The organism is Zobellella endophytica (genome assembly GCF_003012775.1).
In the GTDB taxonomy this organism is placed as follows: Bacteria; Pseudomonadota; Gammaproteobacteria; order Enterobacterales; family Aeromonadaceae; genus Oceanimonas; species Oceanimonas endophytica.
Window position 1 is genome coordinate 83,452 of the sequence record NZ_PXYG01000011.1, and the last position, 20,800, is coordinate 104,251.

The 20,800-nt window shown below is 64.5% G+C and carries 20 protein-coding genes; 7 read left to right on the forward strand and 13 right to left on the reverse strand.

Going from position 1 to position 20,800, the window contains the following annotated elements:
- Positions 1-51: 51 nt before the first annotated feature.
- Together C7H85_RS18205 and rpsU are read right to left on the reverse strand one after the other, a co-directional pair.
- On the reverse strand, positions 52-495 hold the full coding sequence (locus tag C7H85_RS18205) for a GatB/YqeY domain-containing protein (RefSeq protein ID WP_106731130.1): 444 nt from the start codon (positions 493-495) through the stop codon (positions 52-54).
- A 15-nt stretch (positions 496-510) separates the two neighbouring features.
- A complete protein-coding gene (rpsU, locus tag C7H85_RS18210; protein ID WP_014293599.1) occupies positions 511-726 on the reverse strand; it encodes a 30S ribosomal protein S21 in 216 nt (71 codons plus the stop codon).
- Between the two features lie 172 nt (positions 727-898).
- On the opposite strand from rpsU, the gene tsaD reads away from it, so the two are divergent.
- A complete protein-coding gene (gene tsaD / locus C7H85_RS18215; RefSeq protein WP_106731131.1) occupies positions 899-1,912 on the forward strand; it encodes a tRNA (adenosine(37)-N6)-threonylcarbamoyltransferase complex transferase subunit TsaD in 1,014 nt (337 codons plus the stop codon).
- A 7-nt stretch (positions 1,913-1,919) separates the two neighbouring features.
- Here the strand turns inward: tsaD and plsY are convergent, their stop codons facing one another.
- A complete protein-coding gene (gene plsY, locus C7H85_RS18220) occupies positions 1,920-2,537 on the reverse strand; it encodes a glycerol-3-phosphate 1-O-acyltransferase PlsY (protein WP_106731132.1) in 618 nt (205 codons plus the stop codon).
- A 106-nt stretch (positions 2,538-2,643) separates the two neighbouring features.
- On the opposite strand from plsY, the gene folB reads away from it, so the two are divergent.
- Together folB and C7H85_RS18230 are read left to right on the forward strand one after the other, a co-directional pair.
- On the forward strand, positions 2,644-3,012 hold the full coding sequence (gene folB / locus C7H85_RS18225) for a dihydroneopterin aldolase (RefSeq protein ID WP_106731158.1): 369 nt from the start codon (positions 2,644-2,646) through the stop codon (positions 3,010-3,012).
- A gap of 65 nt (positions 3,013-3,077) precedes the next feature.
- Positions 3,078-3,881 carry an undecaprenyl-diphosphate phosphatase gene (locus C7H85_RS18230; RefSeq protein WP_210433697.1) on the forward strand — a complete coding sequence of 268 codons (804 nt, stop codon included), beginning with the start codon at positions 3,078-3,080 and terminating at the stop codon, positions 3,879-3,881.
- On the opposite strand, the gene C7H85_RS18235 is transcribed toward C7H85_RS18230, so the two are convergent.
- From C7H85_RS18235 to C7H85_RS18255, 6 genes are all read right to left on the reverse strand, one after another.
- Complete coding sequence (locus C7H85_RS18235) at positions 3,872-5,104, reverse strand: multifunctional CCA addition/repair protein (protein WP_106731134.1); 1,233 nt, start codon at positions 5,102-5,104, stop codon at positions 3,872-3,874. The genes C7H85_RS18230 and C7H85_RS18235 overlap by 10 nt on opposite strands.
- A 137-nt stretch (positions 5,105-5,241) precedes the next feature.
- Positions 5,242-8,412, reverse strand: a complete 3,171-nt coding sequence (gene putA, locus C7H85_RS18240) for a bifunctional proline dehydrogenase/L-glutamate gamma-semialdehyde dehydrogenase PutA (RefSeq protein WP_106731135.1) — start codon at positions 8,410-8,412, stop codon at positions 5,242-5,244.
- A 166-nt stretch (positions 8,413-8,578) separates the two neighbouring features.
- Entirely contained in the window at positions 8,579-8,833 is a 255-nt protein-coding gene (locus C7H85_RS19655) for a hypothetical protein (protein WP_146140481.1), read from the reverse strand.
- A gap of 48 nt (positions 8,834-8,881) precedes the next feature.
- Positions 8,882-9,499, reverse strand: a complete 618-nt coding sequence (locus C7H85_RS18245) for a TIGR04211 family SH3 domain-containing protein (protein ID WP_106731136.1) — start codon at positions 9,497-9,499, stop codon at positions 8,882-8,884.
- Positions 9,500-9,586: 87 nt separating this feature from the next.
- Complete coding sequence (locus tag C7H85_RS18250) at positions 9,587-10,852, reverse strand: inorganic phosphate transporter (protein WP_106731137.1); 1,266 nt, start codon at positions 10,850-10,852, stop codon at positions 9,587-9,589.
- Between the two features lie 21 nt (positions 10,853-10,873).
- Positions 10,874-11,554 carry a TIGR00153 family protein gene (locus C7H85_RS18255; protein WP_106731138.1) on the reverse strand — a complete coding sequence of 227 codons (681 nt, stop codon included), beginning with the start codon at positions 11,552-11,554 and terminating at the stop codon, positions 10,874-10,876.
- 168 nt (positions 11,555-11,722) lie between these two features.
- On the opposite strand from C7H85_RS18255, the gene C7H85_RS18260 reads away from it, so the two are divergent.
- Complete coding sequence (locus tag C7H85_RS18260) at positions 11,723-13,237, forward strand: CYTH and CHAD domain-containing protein (RefSeq protein ID WP_106731139.1); 1,515 nt, start codon at positions 11,723-11,725, stop codon at positions 13,235-13,237.
- A 48-nt stretch (positions 13,238-13,285) separates the two neighbouring features.
- On the opposite strand, the gene C7H85_RS18265 is transcribed toward C7H85_RS18260, so the two are convergent.
- Genes C7H85_RS18265 through C7H85_RS18275 form a run of 3 tightly spaced genes read right to left on the reverse strand, consistent with a single transcriptional unit; the run spans position 13,286 to position 14,668 of the window.
- Positions 13,286-13,618, reverse strand: a complete 333-nt coding sequence (locus C7H85_RS18265; RefSeq protein ID WP_106731140.1) for a hypothetical protein — start codon at positions 13,616-13,618, stop codon at positions 13,286-13,288.
- Complete coding sequence (locus C7H85_RS18270) at positions 13,615-14,244, reverse strand: hypothetical protein (protein ID WP_106731141.1); 630 nt, start codon at positions 14,242-14,244, stop codon at positions 13,615-13,617. The genes C7H85_RS18265 and C7H85_RS18270 overlap by 4 nt, the downstream gene beginning before the upstream one ends.
- A 10-nt stretch (positions 14,245-14,254) precedes the next feature.
- Complete coding sequence (locus C7H85_RS18275) at positions 14,255-14,668, reverse strand: YjfI family protein (protein WP_106731142.1); 414 nt, start codon at positions 14,666-14,668, stop codon at positions 14,255-14,257.
- Positions 14,669-14,835: 167 nt separating this feature from the next.
- On the opposite strand from C7H85_RS18275, the gene glnE reads away from it, so the two are divergent.
- Both glnE and C7H85_RS18285 read left to right on the forward strand, forming a co-directional pair.
- Complete coding sequence (glnE, locus tag C7H85_RS18280; RefSeq protein ID WP_106731143.1) at positions 14,836-17,715, forward strand: bifunctional [glutamate--ammonia ligase]-adenylyl-L-tyrosine phosphorylase/[glutamate--ammonia-ligase] adenylyltransferase; 2,880 nt, start codon at positions 14,836-14,838, stop codon at positions 17,713-17,715.
- Between the two features lie 22 nt (positions 17,716-17,737).
- Entirely contained in the window at positions 17,738-18,097 is a 360-nt protein-coding gene (locus C7H85_RS18285) for a four helix bundle protein (RefSeq protein ID WP_106731144.1), read from the forward strand.
- Between the two features lie 50 nt (positions 18,098-18,147).
- On the opposite strand, the gene lpxL is transcribed toward C7H85_RS18285, so the two are convergent.
- The gene (lpxL, locus tag C7H85_RS18290; protein ID WP_106731145.1) at positions 18,148-19,071 is read right to left on the reverse strand and encodes an LpxL/LpxP family Kdo(2)-lipid IV(A) lauroyl/palmitoleoyl acyltransferase; all 924 of its coding nucleotides are present in this window, start codon (positions 19,069-19,071) and stop codon (positions 18,148-18,150) included.
- A 138-nt stretch (positions 19,072-19,209) separates the two neighbouring features.
- On the opposite strand from lpxL, the gene hldE reads away from it, so the two are divergent.
- Positions 19,210-20,634 carry a bifunctional D-glycero-beta-D-manno-heptose-7-phosphate kinase/D-glycero-beta-D-manno-heptose 1-phosphate adenylyltransferase HldE gene (gene hldE / locus C7H85_RS18295; RefSeq protein WP_106731146.1) on the forward strand — a complete coding sequence of 475 codons (1,425 nt, stop codon included), beginning with the start codon at positions 19,210-19,212 and terminating at the stop codon, positions 20,632-20,634.
- Positions 20,635-20,800: the final 166 nt, after the last annotated feature.

The following is a 20,800-nucleotide window of genomic DNA, read 5'->3' on the forward strand; positions in this document are numbered from 1 at the left end:
AAAGCCGTGCATCAGAGGAAGCACGGCCCGTTGGCAGGTTAGCGAGAGCTATTAAGCCAGTTTGGCTTTAATAATGGCGCTTACCTTGCCCATGTCTGCACGTCCCTGGATCTGCGGCTTGAGTACCGCCATCACCTTGCCCATGTCCTGCATGCCAGTGGCACCGGTATCGGCGATGGCTTGCCTCAGCAAGGTGTCCAGTTCGTCTTCGGTCAGAGGTTGCGGCAGGAATTCCTGCAGCACCGCTATTTCCTGGCGCTCGTTGTCGGCCAGATCCTGGCGACCAGCCTGCTCAAACTGGCTGGCGGCGTCTTTGCGCTGTTTCACCATCTTGGTGACCACCGCAATGATGCCGTCGTCATCCAGGGTTTCGCGGCTATCTATCTCTCTTTGCTTGATCTCGGCCAGCAGCATGCGCAATGTGCCCAGGCGAACCTTGTCTCTGGCGCGCATGGCATTCTTTTGCTGCTCTGACAGCTGGTCTTTCAAAGACATGAGATCAACGACTGCTTAGTACAGACGAGTACGACGTGCGTTTTCGCGAGCCAGCTTCTTGGCGTGACGCTTAACCGCGGCAGCCTTGGCGCGCTTGCGCTCGGTAGTCGGCTTCTCGTAGTGCTCGCGACGACGCACTTCGGACAGGATACCGGCCTTTTCGCAGGAACGCTTGAAGCGACGCAGGGCTACGTCGAAGGGCTCGTTTTCACGTACTTTAATTACTGGCATGTGCCTCTCACCTCGGTTAACTGGCCTGTCACCGACCAGCATTACTATAAAAATGGTGCGAAATTCTACTCTGAACCGGCCACCGATGTAAAGTCCGACAGCCCGTCGCTGGTTAAAAAATCGCGGGCAGGGTATCATAGCCCCCATCTTTTCGACAGTGTTACTCATTTCCATGCGTGTACTAGGTATCGAGACCTCCTGCGATGAGACCGGCATCGCCATCTACGACGACAGGCGGGGCATCCTGGCCCACCAGCTATACAGCCAGGTCAAGCTGCATGCGGACTACGGCGGCGTGGTGCCGGAGCTGGCCAGCCGGGATCATATCCGCAAGACCATTCCGCTGATCGAGGCCGCCCTGGCCCAGGCCGGCTGCAGCCGGGACGATATCGACGGCGTGGCCTATACCGCCGGCCCCGGCCTGATGGGCGCCTTGCTGGTGGGCGCCACCATCGGCCGCAGCCTGGCCTTTGCCTGGAGCAAGCCGGCGGTGGCGGTGCACCATATGGAAGGCCACCTGCTGGCGCCGATGCTGGAAGAACGGGTTCCCGCCTTTCCCTTCGTGGCGCTGTTGGTGTCCGGTGGCCACACCCTGTTGGTGCGGGTGGACGGCATCGGCCGCTACCAGATCCTCGGCGAGTCCATCGACGATGCCGCCGGCGAGGCCTTTGACAAGACCGCCAAGCTGATGGGGCTGGAGTATCCCGGCGGCCCGCGCCTGGCCAGGCTGGCCGAGCAGGGCGTTCCCGGCCGTTTCCTGTTTCCCCGGCCGATGACCGACAGACCCGGCCTGGACTTCAGCTTTTCCGGGCTCAAGACCTTCGCCGCCAACACCATAGCGGCGCAAGGGAACGACGAGCAGACCCGAGCCGACATCGCCCACGCTTTCCAGCAGGCGGTGGTGGATACCCTGGCCATCAAATGCAAGCGGGCCCTGCAACAGACCGGGCTCAACCGGCTGGTGGTGGCCGGCGGTGTCAGCGCCAACCTGTCGCTGCGCGCCCAACTGGCGGCGCTGATGTCGGGTCTGAAAGGGGAAGTGTTCTACCCACGCAACGAATACTGCACCGACAACGGCGCCATGATCGCCTTCGCCGGCCTGCAGCGGCTCAAGGCGGGCGAGTTCGAGCCCCTGTCGGTCAGGGCCCGGCCGCGCTGGCCGCTGGATGAGCTGGCGGCGGTCTGACGCGCATCTAGTGGTCGCCGTCTTCCGGCGGCTTCCTGAACTTGTCGAGGATAGGCTGTTCCTGATGATGGTACAGCCGGCTGATATTGCGGTGGTGACGCAGGATGATCAGGCAGGACAGCAGGGCCACTGCCAGGGTGTATTCCGGCTTGATGAAATAGATGTACAGCGGCGCCAGCAGGGCGGCGATCATCGAGGCCAGCGAAGAGTAACCGAACAGCCCCAGGCTCACCAGCCAGGTCAGCAGCAATAGCCCGGCCATGTCCATGCCCAGCGGCAGCAGGGTCCCCAGCGCCGTGGCCACGCCTTTCCCCCCGCGGAAGTGAAAAAACAGCGGAAACATGTGGCCCAGGCAGGTGGCCATGGCGATAAAGGCGAGATACAGCGGGCCGATGCCCAGGAACCAGCCCAGGTACACCGGTATGGTGCCTTTGAGAATATCGAGCAGCAGCACCCACACCGCGGCGCTGCGGTTGCCGGTGCGCAGCACATTGGTGGCGCCGGGATTGCCCGAGCCGTGGGCACGGGGATCGGGCAGGCGGTAAAGACGGGAGATCAGCACGGCGCTGGACACGGAGCCGCCCAAGTAGGCCAGGATGATCATAAACAAGGTGAGGGCCGTCATATCGCGGTTTATACCCCAGGGTCAATCCGTTATTATTGCGCTCTCAAAACCGGACCAACTGGCCCGGTCGCGGCAGACAGCCACAGCTTAACAGAAGACAGAGATGATGGATAAAGTGTTTGTGCAAGGCCTCGAAGTGCTGACCACCATAGGAGTTTATGAGTGGGAAAAAGGCATTCGGCAAAAGCTCCGCTTCGATCTGGAGATGGGGTTCGATAATCATCCGGCGGCGGCGGATGATGATATTCACAAGGCACTGGACTATGCGAGCCTGTCGCAAAAAGTGGCGGCCTATGCCGAACAAAACCACGTCGAGCTGGTCGAAACCATGGCCGAGCGCATTGCACAGCTGATCCTGGCCGAGTTTCCGGTGTTGTCGGTGAAAGTTCGGCTCACCAAACCGGCCGCTGTGCCCAATGCTGCCGGGGTGGGGGTGGAGATCGAGCGTTTCGCCGCAGGCTGCCGGATAAGCTGAGGCGTCATCAAAGCGTCATTCTCGCCTGTTAGTCTGTCGGCGTCATCCGGGACGGGAATATCATCATGGAAGTACAGGCCATACTGCTCGCCCTGATCCAGGGTTTTACCGAATTTCTGCCCATCTCCAGCTCTGCCCATCTGATCCTGCCGTCGGTGTTACTGGGCTGGCGGGATCAGGGCATGGCCTTCGACGTGGCGGTGCACCTGGGCAGCCTGCTGGCGGTGCTGTATTACTTTCGCCGCGAAGTGGCGGTGATGGCGTCGTCCTGGTGGCTATCGCTGAGCGGCGGCGGCCACAATGCCGAATCCCGCCTGGCCTGGTGCATTATCTTGGCGACCATTCCGGCCTGTGTCGTGGGGTTGTTTCTGGGGGACTGGATCAGCCGTTACCTGCGCTCGGGCTGGGTGATCGCCGTCGCCACCATCGTCTTCGGGCTGCTGCTGTGGTGGGCCGACCGCATGGCCGGGCTGCAAAAGAATGAATACCAGACGGGCTGGCGCGGTGCCCTCTGGCTGGGCTGTGCCCAGGCGCTGGCGCTGATCCCGGGCACCTCCCGCAGTGGTATAACCCTGACCGCCGGCCTGATGCTGGGCCTGACCCGGCAGGCGGCGGCCCGTTTTTCCTTCCTGATGTCCATCCCCATCATCTTTCTGGCGGGCAGCCACCAGACCAAGGATCTGATCGGCGCCGAGGCGGTGATGTCCTGGTCCGCGGTCGGGGTGGGCGTGCTGGTGTCCTTCGTCAGCGCCCTGGCCTGCATCCACCTGTTCCTGGCCCTGCTCAACCGTATCGGAGTGCTGCCGTTCGTGCTATACCGACTGGGGCTGGGGGCGGTACTGCTCTGGATGTTGTCGGCTCAGGCCTGAGCCAGCCATTCCCGTAATTGCTGCAAGCGGGCCGCATCGATGGCGGCACCGATGGCCGGGCCCCTGAGCCCCCCGGCGACGAAGGGCTGGGCGGTGATGGTTTTCAACCGGTTGAGCCAGTCCCACAGTTGTTGCCGCTGGGGGTAGGGGCGCTCGCCGAAGCCTTCTCGCCCCTGCAGATCCGCCTGGGCGCAGAGCAGCAGTTCGGCAAAGCGCGCCGGCTTGCGCCAGGCGTCGGTATGATTGAACAGTTCCAGAATGGTATCGGCCTGTTCGGGACTCGGCGTCGCCAGCCGGTGGAACAGGATATGCCAGCGACTCATCAGTATGGCCAGATCCCGGTGTTCGCTCGGCACCCTGAAGCGGGTGCACAGGGCCTCTATCGGAGCTATGCCCAACTCGCCGTGTCGGTGGTGGCTGGGCCATTTTTCCCTCGGGGTCAGTGCCTTGCCAAAGTCATGACAGAGGGCGGCAAAGCGGCAGGGCAGGCTGCCGCCCAGCTCGGCGGTTCGTTTGAGCACCATCAGGGTATGGATGCCGGTGTCGATCTCCGGATGCCATTGCGCCGGGCCGGGTACCCCGAACAGCGCTTCCAGTTCTGGGAAGAGCACGCCCAGGGCGCCGGCCTGGCGCAGTACCTCGAAGTAGACCTGGGGATCGTCGCAGGCCAGGGCCTTTTCCGTTTCCTTCCATACCCGCTCCGGAGTCAGGGTTTTGAGCTCGCCACCGGCGGCCATCTCCCGCATCAAGGCCAGTGTTTCCCCGGCGAGGGTAAAGCCGAGGGCGTGGAAGCGGGCGGCGAAGCGGGCCACCCGCAGCACCCGCAGTGGATCCTCGCCGAATGCCGGTGACACATGGCGCAGCACCCGGTTGTCGAGATCTTCCTGGCCGCCGTAGGGGTCGTGCAATCGGCCCTGCTCATCCCGGGCGATGGCATTGATGGTCAGATCCCGGCGGCGCAGGTCTTCTTCCAGGGTCACCCCGGGGCCGAAGTCGCAGATAAAGCCGGTGTAGCCGCGGCCGGACTTGCGCTCGGTGCGGGCCAGGGCGTACTCTTCGCGGCTTGCAGGGTGGAGGAACACCGGGAAGTCTTTGCCCACCTGGGTATAGCCGAGCGCGAGTAATTGCCCCGGGGTGGCGCCCACCACCAGGTAGTCCCGCTCTCGGACCTCCAAGTCCAGCAGTTCGTCCCGCACCGCCCCGCCTACCAGATAGATATCCACGCCCAGCTCCCCCGGATGACAAAAGGGCCATTATAGCGGCTGAAAATGAAAAAAGGCGCCGCAGCGCCTTTTGTTATCATTCTTCCCGCTTCCCGCTTCCCGCTTCCCGCTTCCCGCTTCCCGCTTCCCGCTTGGGGTCAGCTTTCGCCCAGGGACAGCAGGGTGGCGTTGCCGCCGATGGCGGTGGTGTTGTTGGTGATGGTCTTCTCGGTAATAAAGCGGCTCAGGTAGTGGGGGCCGCCCGCCTTGGGGCCGGTGCCGGATAGGCCCTGGCCGCCGAACGGCTGCACGCCGACCATGGCGCCGATCTGATCCCGGTTGATATAGATATTGCCCGCATTGATTCCCTTGGCGACCTGGTCGGCGAAGGACTCGTTGCGGCTGTGGATGCCCAGGGTCAGGCCGTAGCCGGTGCCGTTGATGTCATCGATCACCTTGTCGATGTCCTTCGCCTTGAACCGCACCACATGGAGTATGGGGCCGAACTGCTCCTTTTCCAGCTCATTGATGGAGCCGATTTCCAGCGCCGTGGGCCGGACGTAGAAGCCCTTGTCGCAGCAGTTGCCCATGGGGGCCTCGGCGATGATCCGCTTGCCTTCGGCCTTCATCCGCGCCAGGTGCGCTTCCAGCCCGGCCCTGGCGCCCTGGTCGATCACCGGGCCCACGTCGGTGGAGCAGAGCGCGGGATCGTCCACGCTCAGCTCCTTCATGGCGCCCCTGAGGATCTCCAGCACCCGCTCGGCGATGTCTTCCTGCAGGTAGAGCACCCGCAGGGCGGAACAGCGCTGGCCGGCGCTCTGGAAGGCGGCGCGTAGCACGTCGCGCACCACCTGCTCGGGCAGGGCGGTGGAGTCCACTATCATGGCATTCTGGCCGCCGGTTTCGGCGATCAGCGGCACTATGGCGCCCTGGCGTTTGGCCAGGGTCAGGTTGATCAGTTGGGCGGTGTCGGTGGAGCCGGTGAAGCAGACCCCGGCGATGTGCGGATCCTGGGTGAGGGCCGCGCCCACGGTGGCGCCGTCGCCGGGCAGCAACTGCAACACCTCGGCGGGAATGCCGGCCTGGTGCGCCAGGGTCACCGCCAGGTGGGCGATGAGCGAGGTCTGCTCCGCCGGCTTGGCCAGCACCGTATTGCCGGTGACCAGGGCGGCGGCCACCTGACCCAGGAAGATGGCCAGCGGGAAGTTCCAGGGGCTGATGCAGACGAAGGGCCCCCGGCCCTGGGCATGGAGCAGGTTCAGCTCGCCGGTGTAGCCGGGCAGGCGGGTGGGCTCGGCCATCAGTTTACGCCCCTCGTTGGCATAATAGCGGCAGAAGTCCACCGCCTCGCGCACCTCGTCGATGCCGTCCTGCAACAGCTTGCCCGCCTCCCGGGTACAGAGCGAGACGAACTCGGCCTGGTGTGCCTCCAGCAGTTCGGCCAGTTTTTCCAGGGCCCGGGCGCGTTGTTCCACCGGGGTGTCGCGCCAGCCTTTGAAGGCGGCCCGGGCCCGGCCCACCGCCTGCGCTACCGTCGCCTGGTCGGCAAAATGTACCCGGCCCACCTGCCGGTGGTGATCCTGGGGGCTGACCACCGTATTGGCGCTGCCCTGGGTCAGGGTCTTGCCGCCGACCACGGGGCCGGCCTGCCACTGCCTGTCGGCGAGCCTGGCCAACTCCTGGAAGAAAGGCGTGCGCAGGCCTTCGATATTCATGTTCAGACCGCGGGAGTTGGTTCTGTCCGGGAAGATGGCCAGCGGCAGCGCTATCCGGTCGTTGGCCAGGCAGGGAGCTTCCTGCAGGCTGGCGACCGGATGGGTGATCAGGCTGTCGATGGGGGTGTTGGGGTCCACCAGCTTGTGTACGAAGGAGGTGTTGGCACCGTTTTCCAGCAGCCGGCGCACCAGGTAGGGCAGCAGATCCTTGTGGGCCCCCACCGGGGCGTAGATGCGGCACACCAGGCCGGGGTTTTCCTTCAGCACGGTGTTGTACAGCTCCTCGCCCATGCCGTGCAGGCGCTGGAACTCGAAGCGGCGTTTCCCCACCATGGCCATCACCGACACCACAGTGTGGGCGTTGTGGGTGGCGAACTGGGGATAGATGGCGCCCCGGGTCGCCTCGCTCAGCAGGTAGCGGGCACAGGCGAGATAAGACACGTCGGTGCCGGCCTTGCGGGTATAGACCGGGTAGCCGTCGATGCCGGCCTGCTGGCAGTGCTTGATCTCGCTGTCCCAGTAGGCGCCCTTCACCAGCCGTACCGGGATCTCGTCGCCCTGCTCCCGGGCCAGGGCGGTCAGCCAGCACAGCACCGGCAGGGCGCGCTTGGAATAGGCCTGCACCACCAGACCGAGCCCGCTCCAGCCCCGGTTGACCTCGGCGCGGTACAGGGCCTCGAACAGGTCGAGCGACAGCTCCAGCCGGTCCATCTCCTCCGCATCGATGGTGATGAACACGTCCAGTTTGCGCGCCTCTTCCAGCAACCCCAGCACGGTGGCATGCAGCTCGCTCAGCACCCGCGCCCGGCTGGCTTCCTCGTAGCGGGGGTGCAGGGCGGACAGCTTGATGGAGACGGAGGGGCGCGGCACCGCCGGGTTGTTGAGCTGCTCGGCGCCCACGGTGGCGATGGCCTTGGCGTAGTCGGCACGGTATTTCCCGGCGTCGGCGGCGGTCATGGCCGCCTCGCCCAGCATGTCGTAGGAATGGGTGTAGCCGAGCTCGCGGGACTTGCGGCTGGCCTTGAGCGCCTCCTTGATGTCCCGCCCCAGCACGAACTGCTTGCCCATGATCTTCATGGCCGCGTACATGGCGGAGCGCACCACCGGCTCGCCCAGGCGGTTGATCATGCGGCCCAGTACATTGGCCGGGTTGCCGTCGAGCTTTTTGTCCATGCGCACTATCTTGCCGGTCAGCATCAGCCCCCAGGTGGAGGCGTTGACCAGGGTGGAATCGCTCTGGCGGAAGTGCCTGGCCCAGTCGGCGCCGGACAGCTTGTCCTTGATCAGTGAATCGGCGGTATGGCTGTCGGGGATGCGCAGCAGCGCTTCGGCCAGGCACATCAGGATAATGCCCTCCTGAGTGTCCAGGCTGTATTGCTGCAGGAAGGCGTCGATGCCATCGCCGCCGTCGCTTTCCGCCCGAACCTTGGTCACCAGACGCCGGGCCTGGTCGGTGATGCGGGCCAGGGTCTGGGCGTCGGCCGGCACCTGCTCCAGCAGGCCGGCCAGGTAGCCGTTTTCATCGACCACGTAGTTTTGGGTAATGTCCCGGCGCAGGGCCGGCAGGTCGCGGGGGGCGTAACCGGGAGCGAAGACGGTGGCGGCATTGAACATAGCGACACTTCCTGATGTTGCCGGGCATGATGGGCCGGGATGACGGAGGCCCGCCCAAGGTCGAATAGAGTATGAAGTCAGGTATTGCTAAACAGTTTTCACGGTGTTCAAGACTGCATAAGTGCCATATTTGTGGTTTTTTGTTGTGACAAGTGAGCCTTGCTCATCAAGGCTGACGGTCTTTGTATGCGATGCCTGTACGAATTGCTTTATAACCATAGCCGACGGGGCGGGAGCGGGGGGCGGGGGCGAGAAAAAAGTAGACTGCTGACAAAGCGTCGTCGTTCTCTGTAGTCGCTCCCGCGAAGGCGGAAGTCCAGTGCAATGTTTCATGGATCTCCGCCTTCGCGGAGATGACGATGGTTAAATAGCTGAAACAAAGGGAAATATCAGGAAAAAAGCAGGTAATGGACTTTGTCATCAAGCTGAAGGCGCCTGGAGGGCGCCTTCGGGAAGGGAAAACGGCGGGTCAATTCATCCATCTGTCCTGGCGGCGCTTGCGGCGCAGCGGGATCAGTGGCAGCAAAAAGCCGAACAGGGCGCCGATACCGGCTACCAGGCCGCCCCGCAACAGCCAGTCCATCCGCATGTTGTGCTCCCTGTCGTCCATCAGGCTGCTCAGTCGACGATTTTCTTCCTGCAGTGCTTCGCTGCGCTGGCTCAGCTCGTCCAGCTGGCTGCGCAGTTTGCTCAACTCCTGCTCCTGATCGGCAAGCTGCGTCACCTTGTCGGCCACGTCCTGGCGGTGGCGCTGGTCGACGGTGGCCAGCTGTTGCCTGGTGTCGCCGAGTTCTTGTTCCAGCGCCGGCAACCGGGAGCGGAAGCTTTCTTCGGTCTGCACGAACTGGCCGTCAACCCAGCCGGTACGGCCTTCACCATCGCGGATCTGCACATACTTGCTTTCCGCATTGCGGTTCAGGTATTCGACCGTTTCTCCCGCGTTGATGGAACCGATGATCCGGTACTGATTGCTGGGGCCGGCGTGCAGGTAGGCATAGACGTTATCGGAGATATAACGGGTTTCGGCCATGGCATTGCCAAGCCAGGACAGGCTGCACAGCAGCGCCAGAAGACATTTCGATTTCACCTGGGATTCCTTCACTCTCATTGATGGAGCCATGGTAATCGGCGATGGGGGGGAGGACAAGAACAAGGGGCCCGCAGGCCCCCGTCGTCAGGCAAAAGCCCACTCGATAATATAGAAAAACACGATGGCCAGGATGGCGCCGGCGGGCAGGGTCACCACCCAGGAAACCACGATATTGCGCAATACGTTAAGGTTGAGGGCGGCGATGCCGCGGGCCAGCCCGACCCCCATCACCGCCCCCACCAGGGTCTGGGTGGTGGAGATGGGGAGGCCGGTGCCGGATGCGATCACCACTGTCGCAGCCGTGGCCAACTGGGCGGCGAAGCCGCGGCTGGGGGTCAGGTGAGTGATGCCGGTGCCCACGGTGGCCATCACCTTGTGTCCCAGCGAGGCCAGGCCGATGACGATGCCGATGCCGCCCAGCGGCAGTATCCACCAGGCAATGGCCGACTGGCTGGCGATCTGGCCGGCGCTCTCCACCGTGCTGACCACGGCGGACAGCGGCCCGATGGCGTTGGCCACGTCGTTGGAGCCGTGGGCGAAGGCCATGGCACAGGCGGTAACCACCATCAGGATGCCGAATACCTTCTCCACGTTGGAAAAATGCATGTCCTTGTCGTCCTGGGGGTTGTATTTCTGGCGGCGAATATAAAGGGCGCAGAGCAGGGCCCCGACCAGCGACACCAGTACCGACAGGCCCCAGCTCTGGGCGTTGGTCATCTCCAGACCCACGTGGCTCAGACCCTTCTTCAGGGTCACCAGGCAGATCACCATGATGGTGAGGAAGATGTAGACGGGCACATACTTCTTGGCCGCCGCCAGCGGGCTGTCGGCGTTGAAGATCAGGCGCTGCACGCTGATGAAGGTGAAGTAGGCGAGCAGGCCGGACAGGGCCGGGGTGACGATCCAGGAGCCGACCACACCACCGAGTTTGCCCCAATGTACCGCCTCGGAACCGAGCGACACCAGGGCGAAGCCGACGATGGCGCCGATGATGGAGTGGGTGGTGGACACCGGCCAGCCGAAGTAGGAGGCCAGCAGCAGCCAGGTGCCGGCGGCCAGCAGCGAGGCTATCATGCCGAACACCAGTTGATCGGGGGTATCGGCAAAGGCTGCGGAGTCGATGATGCCGCTGCGGATGGTGGAGGTCACTTCGCCGCCGGCCAGGTAGGCGCCGGCAAACTCGAAGATCATGGCGATGATGATCGCCTGCTTGATGGTCAGCGAGCGGGTACCCACCGAGGTACCCATGGCGTTGGCCACGTCGTTGGCACCGATGCCCCAGGCCATGAAAAAGCCGAAGACGGCCGCCACCAGGATCAGCGTGGTGCCGTAGTTAGCGATGATATCCATTTATATACCTTGTTGATTCGCTCAGGAACGGGACAGCATCAGCTCTAAACGGGCACCCACCCGCTCGGCCTGATCTGCCAGGTCACCGACCCACTCAAGGATCTTGTACAGGAAGATGACGTCGATGGGGTTGTAGCTGTCTTCGATCGCTTGCAGCTGCTTGCGCAGCCTGGCCTGCATGACGTCGGTGTCGTCTTCGATCAGGTCCAGCTGATGGATCATGTCGGTGACCAGATCCATCTCCCGGCCCTTGAAGCCGGTTTCCAGCAGTTCGTCGAGCTCGTCGATGGCCTTGGCCGCCTGGGCGGTGGCATCGATACAGCGGCTGAGGTAATCCATGAAGGAGGATTTGAGTTGCAGCGGAATTTCCATCTGGCGGCCCACGATGCGGCCGGAGATGTCTTTCGCCTTGTTGGCAATCTTGTCTTGCTGAGTGAGCAGCTCCAGCATGTCGGTGCGTTCAACCGGCATAAAGAGGCCGCGAGGGAGTTTGAGACGGATTTCCCGTTTCAACGCATCGGCTTCCCGTTCCAGCTGGGAAATACGGCCCTGGATCTGTTCGGCCTTTTCCCAGTCCTGCTCCCACATGGCGTCGAAGAAGGGAACCAATTGCTGCGCAGCCTCATGGACTTTCATCACATGCTTCTGCAGGGGTTTGATCGGGGACTTGGCAAAGAGTCCCAAAATAGTATTTACTGGCATAGCCAACCCTGTGTCGGTGAAAAAACACTCGATACATCAATGTGGCGCGAATGGTAACTTAACTACAAAGGCAAGAAAACAGCATTTTTCATAAAACTGTCATCTGGGCCGCGCAGCGCTTTTTACTTTTACTTTTAAATCAAAAGGTTGGTATTTCCGGACACCCTTATGGATACAGAAATAGAGATCAAGTTCCTTGTCTCACACGATATCTCCGACCGCCTGCCCGGGCTGTTGCAATCTTACCAAATCCTCAAACATGACCAGCGGCGCCTGGCCAACACCTACTTCGATACCGCCGAACTGGCCCTGCGCCGGATGGATGCGGGCCTGCGCATCCGAAGCCAAGACGGCGAGCTGGAGCAGACCATCAAGCTCGCCGGCAGCCAGGTCGGCGGTCTGCATCAGCGGCCCGAATACAATGTCGCGCTGACCGAACATAGCCCGGATCTGTCGCGCTTTCCTGCCCATATCTGGCCCGCCGGTGTCGAGCCCGAGTCGCTGCAGCAGGCGTTGCAGCCGTTGTTCTGCACCGACTTCACCCGCCAGCGCTGGCTGCTCGGCGTCGCCGACGGCAGCGAAATCGAGCTGGCCTTCGATCGGGGCGAGATCCGTGTCCAGGGGCGGCAGGAGCCGATCCTGGAGCTGGAGTTGGAGCTGGTGAGAGGTGACGCCTCCCAGCTGTTTGAATTGGCCGATATCCTGGTCAAGCAGGGCGGGCTGCGTCTGGGCGCCGTGTCCAAGGCGCAACGCGGCTACCGGCTGGCTGGGCTGAGCCCGGCGCCGGCGTTGCGCCCGCTCGAGCATATTCCGCTGGCGGGGCACGAGTCCTGCGAGCAGGCCATGGTGCGCCTGCTGCACCAGGGGCTGCGCCACTGGCAGTTCCACGAGGAAGCCTGGGTGACCACCCCCGGCATCGACTGGCTGGTGCAGCTGCGCGAGGGTGTGTCCCTGGTGCACCAGATCCTGCTGATGTTCGGCGGCCTGGTGTCGCACCGGGTCAACAGCGCCTGGATCGATGACCTGCTCTGGCTGCAGCAGCAATTGTCCTGGCTGGACAAGGCGCAGATGCTGGGCCACCTCAGCGCCGAAAAGGGGCATTACCTGCGCCGTCTGGATTGCCAGAAGGCGCTGCTGGCGGAGCTGGCGGAACAGCAGGCGCAACTGCCCGATGAGCCGCAACTGCGGGAGCTGTTGCACGGCCCCCGTTACGGCCGGCTGATGCTGGGGCTGACCCACTGGCTCTATCGCCAGGACTGGCGTGCCGGCCTGAGCGAGGAGCAGGTGGCGAAGCTGGCGGCGCCGGTGGCGGGGCTGGCCCGGCAGTTGATGGACGACAGCTGGCAGACCCTGCGCCGGAGCGCCCTGGGCGACGAGCGGCTCGGCAGGGAGCGGTACATTCAGCAAAAGGGCAAACTCAGGCGCAACCTGCTGGTCGGGCTGTGCTTCGGCGAGTTGTACCCGGCGGAGGCGCGCATGGGGTTTCGCATGCCCTGGCTGGACATACTGCGCGGCATCGAGGATCTGGACATGCTGTCGCCGCTGGAGGAGGCGCGCGAACGGCTGGCGGCGGAGGATCGCGAGGAGCTGGACGACTGGCTGGAGCGCAAGCGGCGTTTCCTGCTGGAAGCGCTAGAGCAGTCCCGGGCCCAGGCCCTGCTGCTGGAGCCCTACTGGCGCTGACAACATGGCGGGCCGCCCGTTCGGCAGGCTCGCCTTCATCCTTTCCGCTCAGGGCTTCTGCGCGCGCCGGCTGTAGCTCAGCAGCTCGTCCATCACCCTGTGCTTGATTTCCAGTTGCTGGTCGGGGCGCAGGCCGTAGCGTTCGGCCAGGTAGGCGTAGTCTTCCGGGCTGAGCGACACCGTCAGCCGGGGACGCTTGGGCCTGGCGGCGGTGGGCAGGGCCAGGATATGACGAATTTGATCCGACGGGCTCAGGCCGTTGTCCAGCGCTTCGCGGCGGATGTGGTATTGCAGGCCTTCATCCATGTCGAAGGCCACCTGCACCGCCTTGGCGGCCCGCACCGAACTTTGCCATTTTTCCGGAAGCTTGCGTTGGCTCATGGGCGAGGGTCCAGTCGTTGTTGCAGCCGGGCCAGCACCTGCTCGGCACTGTGCGGGCAGAAGGTGGCCTGAGCCTCCTCGGGCAGCGAGTCCGCCGCCTGCCGCCGCTCCCGCGCCCGGATGTCCGCCAGCGCCTGTTTGGCGTTGACCAGGGTCACCGCCGGATGGCGGCGGATGGCGGCCATGGTCTTGCGCACGCAGGCGGTGGTCTTGGCCATGGCCAGCTGACGGCACAGATCGTGGTACTGACGCTCGGCGCCGAGCCAGCGATCCTGGTAGTAGCGCAGCCGCTTGCGGGCCACGGCCAGGGCCGCCAGACCCTGTTCCTGGCGATCTTCCCACCGGGCGACCTGGATGGCCAGCCGGAGGGCCCGGGGCCGGTCGCCTTCAGTCAGGGCCTGCAGCACTTGCAGCTCCTGGCCGGCCAGGAACTGTTGCTGCTGCTGTTGTTGCTGTCGCAGCTCGTCGATATCCTGCTGCTGCTGGTCGCGCTGGCGCGCCAGCCCCTGCATGTGCTGTTCCGCGTGGCGGCAGTCGCGCACCAGCTGGACGCAGACCCGGTCGGGATCCAGACTGCCGTCCCGGGGGTCCTGCAGGCTGCGCAGTACCTGACCCAATACGCTCATCGCCCCGCCCTCATAACAGAAACTCCGCCATGTCTTCGATCACTTCCAGGACGTTGTCGCTCAGCACCGCCAGTTCGTGTTCGATGTCATCCAGGCTGGCGTGAAGGGAAAGGGCGCCGAACACCACGTACCAGTCGTCCAGCCGGGCAAAGGCCGACAGCGGCATGGGGATGTTCATGTCGAGCATGGCTTCGAGCATGGCCTGGCGCCGGGCCGGCCGGACCTGGCTTTCGTCCCACAGGTAGCTGATGCACAGGATCTGATCGTCGGAAACGGAAATGAACAGGGGCAGCTCCTCGCGGTCTTCCACCGTCACCTTCAACACCTCCACATCACCGGAGATGGGGAAGCACTGAAAGCCGAAACCGGTGGTGGAATTGTCGCCGAGTTGCTCGAGGTGCTGGCCGATAACTGAGAGATCCATCAAGAGGTCCTGACATAATAAGTCAGCAACAGACTAATCAGCCCGCGGCCCGAGTGCAAGCCCGGTGTCGACCGGTGGCGGCGGGCACGACAATCTGCGCCCGCGCACTGTGCAATGGCGGCAACAATGATAGTCTGAAGGCAGATTCTGCCAACAAGGAAACGTACATGGTTGAGATGCCCGCCCTGCTGAGTGCCCAGGCCGACAGGCACTGGGCCCGCTTCGAACAACGCGCCGCCGACATCCGCGCCGGCCTGGGCGAGCCGCGCCGCGCACAGCTCAGGGCGCTGTTCGCCTGCAGCGACTTCGCCGCCGACAGCCTGTGCCAGCAGCCGGAGCTGGCCCTGGAACTGGACGATGCGCGGGATTTGCACAACGGCGACCGGGCCGGCCGCTACCGTCCCGATCTCGCCGGTCAGCTGGCGCAGGTTCACGACGAGCCCGGCCTGCTGCGCACCCTGCGCCGCTTTCGCCGGCGCGAGTTGCTGCTGATCGCCTGGCGGGAGATGCTGCTGGGGGCCGAGGTGGAAGAAAGCTTCGTGCACATTTCGGCGCTGGCCGATACGCTGATCGTGGAGGCCTACCGCTGGCTCTACCAGCGCCAGTGTGTCGAACTGGGCACCCCCAGTGATGCCGAAGGCAATGCGGTGCCCATGCTGATCCTGGGCATGGGCAAGCTGGGCGGCGGCGAGCTCAACTTTTCTTCCGATATCGATCTCATCTTCACCTTCCCCCACAACGGGGTGACCCGGGGCGGGCGCAAGGAGCTGGCCAACCAGCAGTTCTTTATCCGCCTGGGACAGAAGCTGGTCAATGCGCTCAATCAGACCACCATCGACGGCCAGGTCTACCGGGTGGACATGCGGCTGCGCCCCTTCGGCGAGTCCGGCCCCCTGGCGGTGAGTTTCGCCGCCATGGAGGACTACTACCAGCACCACGGCCGCACCTGGGAGCGCTACGCCATGGTCAAGGCGCGCATCCTCAACGACGAGGGCGAATACACCGCCGAGCTGCGCGCCATGCTCAAGCCCTTCGTGTTCCGCCGCTACATCGACTTCGGGGTGATCGACTCCCTGCGCCAGATGAAGGCGATGATCGCCGCCGAGGTGCGGCGCAAGGGACTGAAGGACAACATCAAGCTGGGCGCCGGCGGCATCCGCGAGGTGGAGTTCATTGCCCAGGTGTTCCAGCTGATCCGCGGTGGCCGGGAGCCGGCGCTGCAGGTGCGCCACCTGCCCCAGGCCCTGGCGGCGGCGCGGGAGGCGGGGGCGCTGACGGCGGACGAGGCGGGGCAGCTGCACCAGAGCTACCGCCTGCTGCGCAAGGTCGAAAATTTCCTGCAGGCCTTCGCCGACCAGCAGACCCAGACCCTGCCCCAGGACGAACTCAACCGCACTCGCCTGGCCTGGCTGATGGGCCATCCGGACTGGGAGGACTTCTACCGGGCGCTGCACGGGGCCATGGCCCGGGTGCACCGCCAGTTCGAGCAGTTGATCGGCGACAGCACCGAGGCGGAAGAGGAGGGGGCGGCCCAGATCTGGTTCGATCTCTGGCAGACCGACTGGGAAGAGGAAGAGCTGGTCCGGCTGCTGCAGGAGCAGGGCATGGAGCAGGACAAGGCCGGCCGCCTGGCCCGGGCACTCAACACCTTCAAGGAAGAGTGCCCGCGCCGGGCCATGGGCCCCCAGGGACGCCAGGCGCTGGAGAAGCTGATGCCGGTGCTGCTCGACAAGGTCAGCCAGTCGGAGCTCCCCGGCATCCTGTTCGCCCGGCTGCAGAAGCTGCTGCTGCAGATCGCCACCCGCACCGCCTACCTGCAGCTGCTGGTGGAAAACGCCGGCGCCCTGACCCAGCTGATCCGGCTGTGCGAGGCCAGCTCCCTGGTGGCCGAGCAGCTGGCGCGCTATCCGATCCTGCTGGACGAACTGTTGGTGCCCCAGCTGCTGTACAACCCCATCCCCCTCGATGCCTACCGGGGCGAACTGCGCCAGTTCCTGCTGCGGGTGCCGGAGGAGGACGTGGAGCAGCAGATGGAAGCCCTGCGCCAGTTCAAGCAGATCCAGCTGCTGCGCATCGCCGCCGCCGACATCGCCGGCGCCCTGCCGCTGATGAAGGTGAGCGATCACCTCACCTGGCTGGCGGAAGCCATCGTCGAGGAGGTGGTCAACCAGGCCTGGGCCCAGATGAGCGCCCGCCACGGCGAGCCCGAGTCGTTGGCGGACAGCCCGCGCAAGGGCTTCGGGGTGGTGGCCTACGGCAAGCTGGGCGGCATCGAGCTGGCCTACAGCTCGGATCTCGACCTGGTGTTCGTGCAGGAAGCCGGGCTCAAGGGCCAGACCAACGGCGACAAGCCCCTGGACTGCCGCCAGTTCTACCTGCGCCTGGCCCAGCGCATCATCCACCTGTTCAGCACCCGCACCCCCAGCGGCGTGCTCTACGAGGTGGACATGCGGCTGCGCCCGAGCGGCGCCTCCGGCCTGATGGTGAGCCCGCTCGACGCCTACCGGTCCTACCTGCACCACGAAGCCTGGACCTGGGAGCACCAGGCCCTGGTGCGCAGCCGCATGATCGTGGGCGATCCCGAGCTGTTCGAGGCCTTCAACCGGATCCGGCGGGAGGTGCTGGGCAAGGTCAGGGATCGCAGCGAGCTGGCGCGGGAGGTGGTGCAGATGCGCGAGAAGATGCGCGCCCATCTGATCAAGGCCGACCCCGGCGAGTTCCACCTCAAGCAATCGGTGGGCGGCCTGGCCGACATCGAGTTCCTCACCCAGTACCTGGTGCTGGCCTACGGTCATGAGCATCCCCGGGCGCTGACCCGCTGGTCGGACAATATCCGCATCCTGGAGTCGGCGGTGGAAGTGGGACTGCTGGCAGAGGAGGAGGCCGGGCAATTGAAAACCGCCTACTGCGCCATCCGCGACCGGGGCCACCGGCTGAGCCTGTCCGACCAGCCCGGCCGGGTGCCGGACAGCGAACTCGTCCGGGAGAGGGATTGGGTGGTGGCAAGCTGGAATAAATGGCTCAAGCACGCCGGGACTGGGGACTAGGGATTCGGGACTGGGAGGAAGTATGAAGACGCATAAGCGACTTGATGTCTGGCGCGAGGCCATGCTGTTGGTAAAGCTGACCTATGAGGCTTCAGCCGCATTTCCCAAGGCCGAGCTATTCGGTCTGACATCACAGATGCGCAGGGCGGCCATTTCGGTGCCTTCCAATATTGCTGAAGGCGTGGCCAGATCGAGCACGCGTGAATATGCCCATTTCCTGAGTATTGCCAGAGGCTCGCTGAATGAGCTTGATACCCAGATGGAGATCGCGTGTATGCTCGGATTGCTGCCGCAGACACACGATATTTTTCAGCAGTTGGACCGCACCTTTCGGTTGCTCAATGGGTTGCAGAGCAGCATCAAAAAGAAACTCGAGAGCTGACAGCGTCTGTACCAGTCCCGAGTCCCCAATCCCTAATCCCGGCTTTTTAATCAGTACCGGTAGGGCACTCCTTCCGGGGTGGTCTTGAAGCGCCGGTGCAGCCACATGTATTGCTCCGGGGCTTGGCGGATGGCGGCTTCGATCACCTGGTTGCCGGCGATGGCGTCCGCTTCATCGTCGCCGGTGGGGAAATCGGCCAGCGGCGGCTGGATGATCAGCCGGTAGCCGTCTTGCTCGCGCAGGGTGAAGCAAGGCAGGGTGACGGTGTTCTTCACCCGCGCCAGGGTGGCGGTGCCGGTGATGGTGGCGGCCTGCGCCACCGCGAAGAAGGGCACGAACACGCTGGCGTGGCGGCCGTAGTCGTGGTCCGGCGCGTACCAGAGGGCGTCGCCCTGGCGCAGCGCCCTGAGCATGCCCTTGATGTCGAGCCGGTCCACCAAATACTTGTTGGAGCGGCAGCGGCCGTGCACCTGGGCGTATTCCAGCACCGCATTGGTATTGGGCCGGTACACCCCCACCCCGGGCCGGTACAGGCCGAACTGGCGGGCGTTGAGCTCGAGCGTCAGGAAGTGGGCCGACAGCAGCAGCATGCCCTGGCCCTTGGCCACGGCGGTGTCTACGTGCTCGGTGCCGTCCATCCGGGTGAGGGCGCGCATGCGCCAGTGCGGCCAGAACCAGGCCATGCCGGTTTCGAAGATGGCGCAGCCCACGCTCTCGAAGTTGGCCCCGAGCATCCGTTCGCGCTCGGCCAGCGTCAGTTCGGGCAGGGCCAGCTCCAGGTTGCGCCTGGCTACCCCGACCCGGGACTTCAGCAGCTTCATCGACAGCCGGCCCAACCCGCGGCCCAGGGCCATCTGGGCGCGCCAGGGCAGCAGGGTGACCAGCAGCCACAGCAGGCCCAGGCCCAGCCAGTTCAGGGCGTAACGCGGATGCAGCAGCGCGGTGCGAAAGGGAGGAAGCCGGGAATCGTACATAGGGAGTCGCCATCGTCGTCGAAAGGCCGAATTCTAAATAACTCTGGCGGGAATGACCACCAAAGGCCGGCCGACGGGTGCGATCGGTGGTGGCTGTGATAATATTTTGCCTTTCCCATGTTCACAAGGGTCGGAACCATGAAGATCAAGTTGCCGGAATTCGATAGCGCCAGGGTGCTGGTGGTCGGGGATGTGATGCTGGACCGCTACTGGTCCGGTCCTACCGGACGCATTTCGCCCGAGGCTCCGGTGCCTGTGGTCAAGGTCGAACACAATGAAGAACGCCCCGGCGGCGCCGCCAACGTGGCGCTGAACGTCGCCGCCCTGGGCGCCGGCGCCCGCCTGCTGGGGCTGACCGGAGACGACGAGGCCGCCACCGTGCTGCAGGACAAGATGCAGGGTGTGGGGGTGGCGTGTGACTTCGTGCGCCTCAAGAGCCACCCCACCATCACCAAGCTCAGGGTGATGAGCCGCAACCAGCAGCTGTTGCGGCTGGACTTCGAGGAAGGCTTCGAGGCCGAGGACGCCGCCCCGCTCACCGACAAGACCCGCGCGGCCCTGGGCCAGGCCGGGGTGCTGGTGCTGTCCGACTACGCCAAGGGCGCCCTGGCCCAGGTGCAGCAGTTGATCCGTGCCGCCAACCAGGCCGGGGTACCGGTGCTGGTGGATCCCAAGGGTTCGGATTTCGAGAAATACCGGGGCGCCACCCTGCTCACCCCCAACATGAGCGAGTTTGAGGCGGTGGTGGGCAAGGTGAAGGATGAACGCGAGCTGGTGGCCCGCGGCCTGGAGCTGGTGGACAGGTTCGAGTTCAAGGCCCTGCTGGTGACCCGCTCCGAGCACGGCATGACCCTGATCCGCCCGGGCGAGGACGAACTGCACCTGCCGGCTCAGGCCCACGAGGTGTTCGACGTCACCGGCGCCGGCGACACCGTCATCGCCACCCTGGCCTCCGGCCTGGCCGCCGGCTTGGCGCTGGATCAGGCCTGTGCCCTGGCCAACGTGGCCGCCGGCATCGTGGTGGGCAAGCTGGGCACCTCCACCGTGTCCGCCATCGAGCTGGCCAACGTGCTCTACGGCGGCCCCGAATCGGGCATGGGGGTGGTCACCGAGCAGCAGCTCAAGTACGTGGTGGACGCCGCCCGCCGCCGGGGCGAGAAAGTGGTGATGACCAACGGCTGCTTCGACATCCTCCACGCCGGCCACGTCTCCTACCTGAACAACGCCCGCAAGCTGGGCGACCGGCTGATCGTGGCGGTGAACACCGACGCCTCGGTGCGCGCGCTCAAGGGCGAGGGCCGGCCGGTGAACTCGGTGGACCGGCGCATGGCGGTGCTGGCCGGCCTGGGCGCGGTGGACTGGGTGGTGCCCTTCGCCGAGGACACCCCGCGCCGGCTGATTGCCGAGGTGCTGCCCGACGTGCTGGTCAAGGGCGGCGACTATAAACCCGAGGACATCGCCGGCTTCGAGGAAGTGACCGCCAACGGCGGCGAGGTGAAGGTGCTCAACTTCGAGGACGGCTGCTCCACCACCGCCATCATCCAGGCCATCCGTACCCGCTGACGGATAACATGTCGGTGAGGTCGGCCAAAGGGCCCACTCCACCGACACGCCGTAGGACCTGATACTCGCCATTTCGGCCTGCTGCGAACATTCACTGGATGTTCGGTCAGGCCGAAACGGCTCGTCACGGCGAGCAAGCTCTCCCCATGTGGGCTCGAAATGCCAT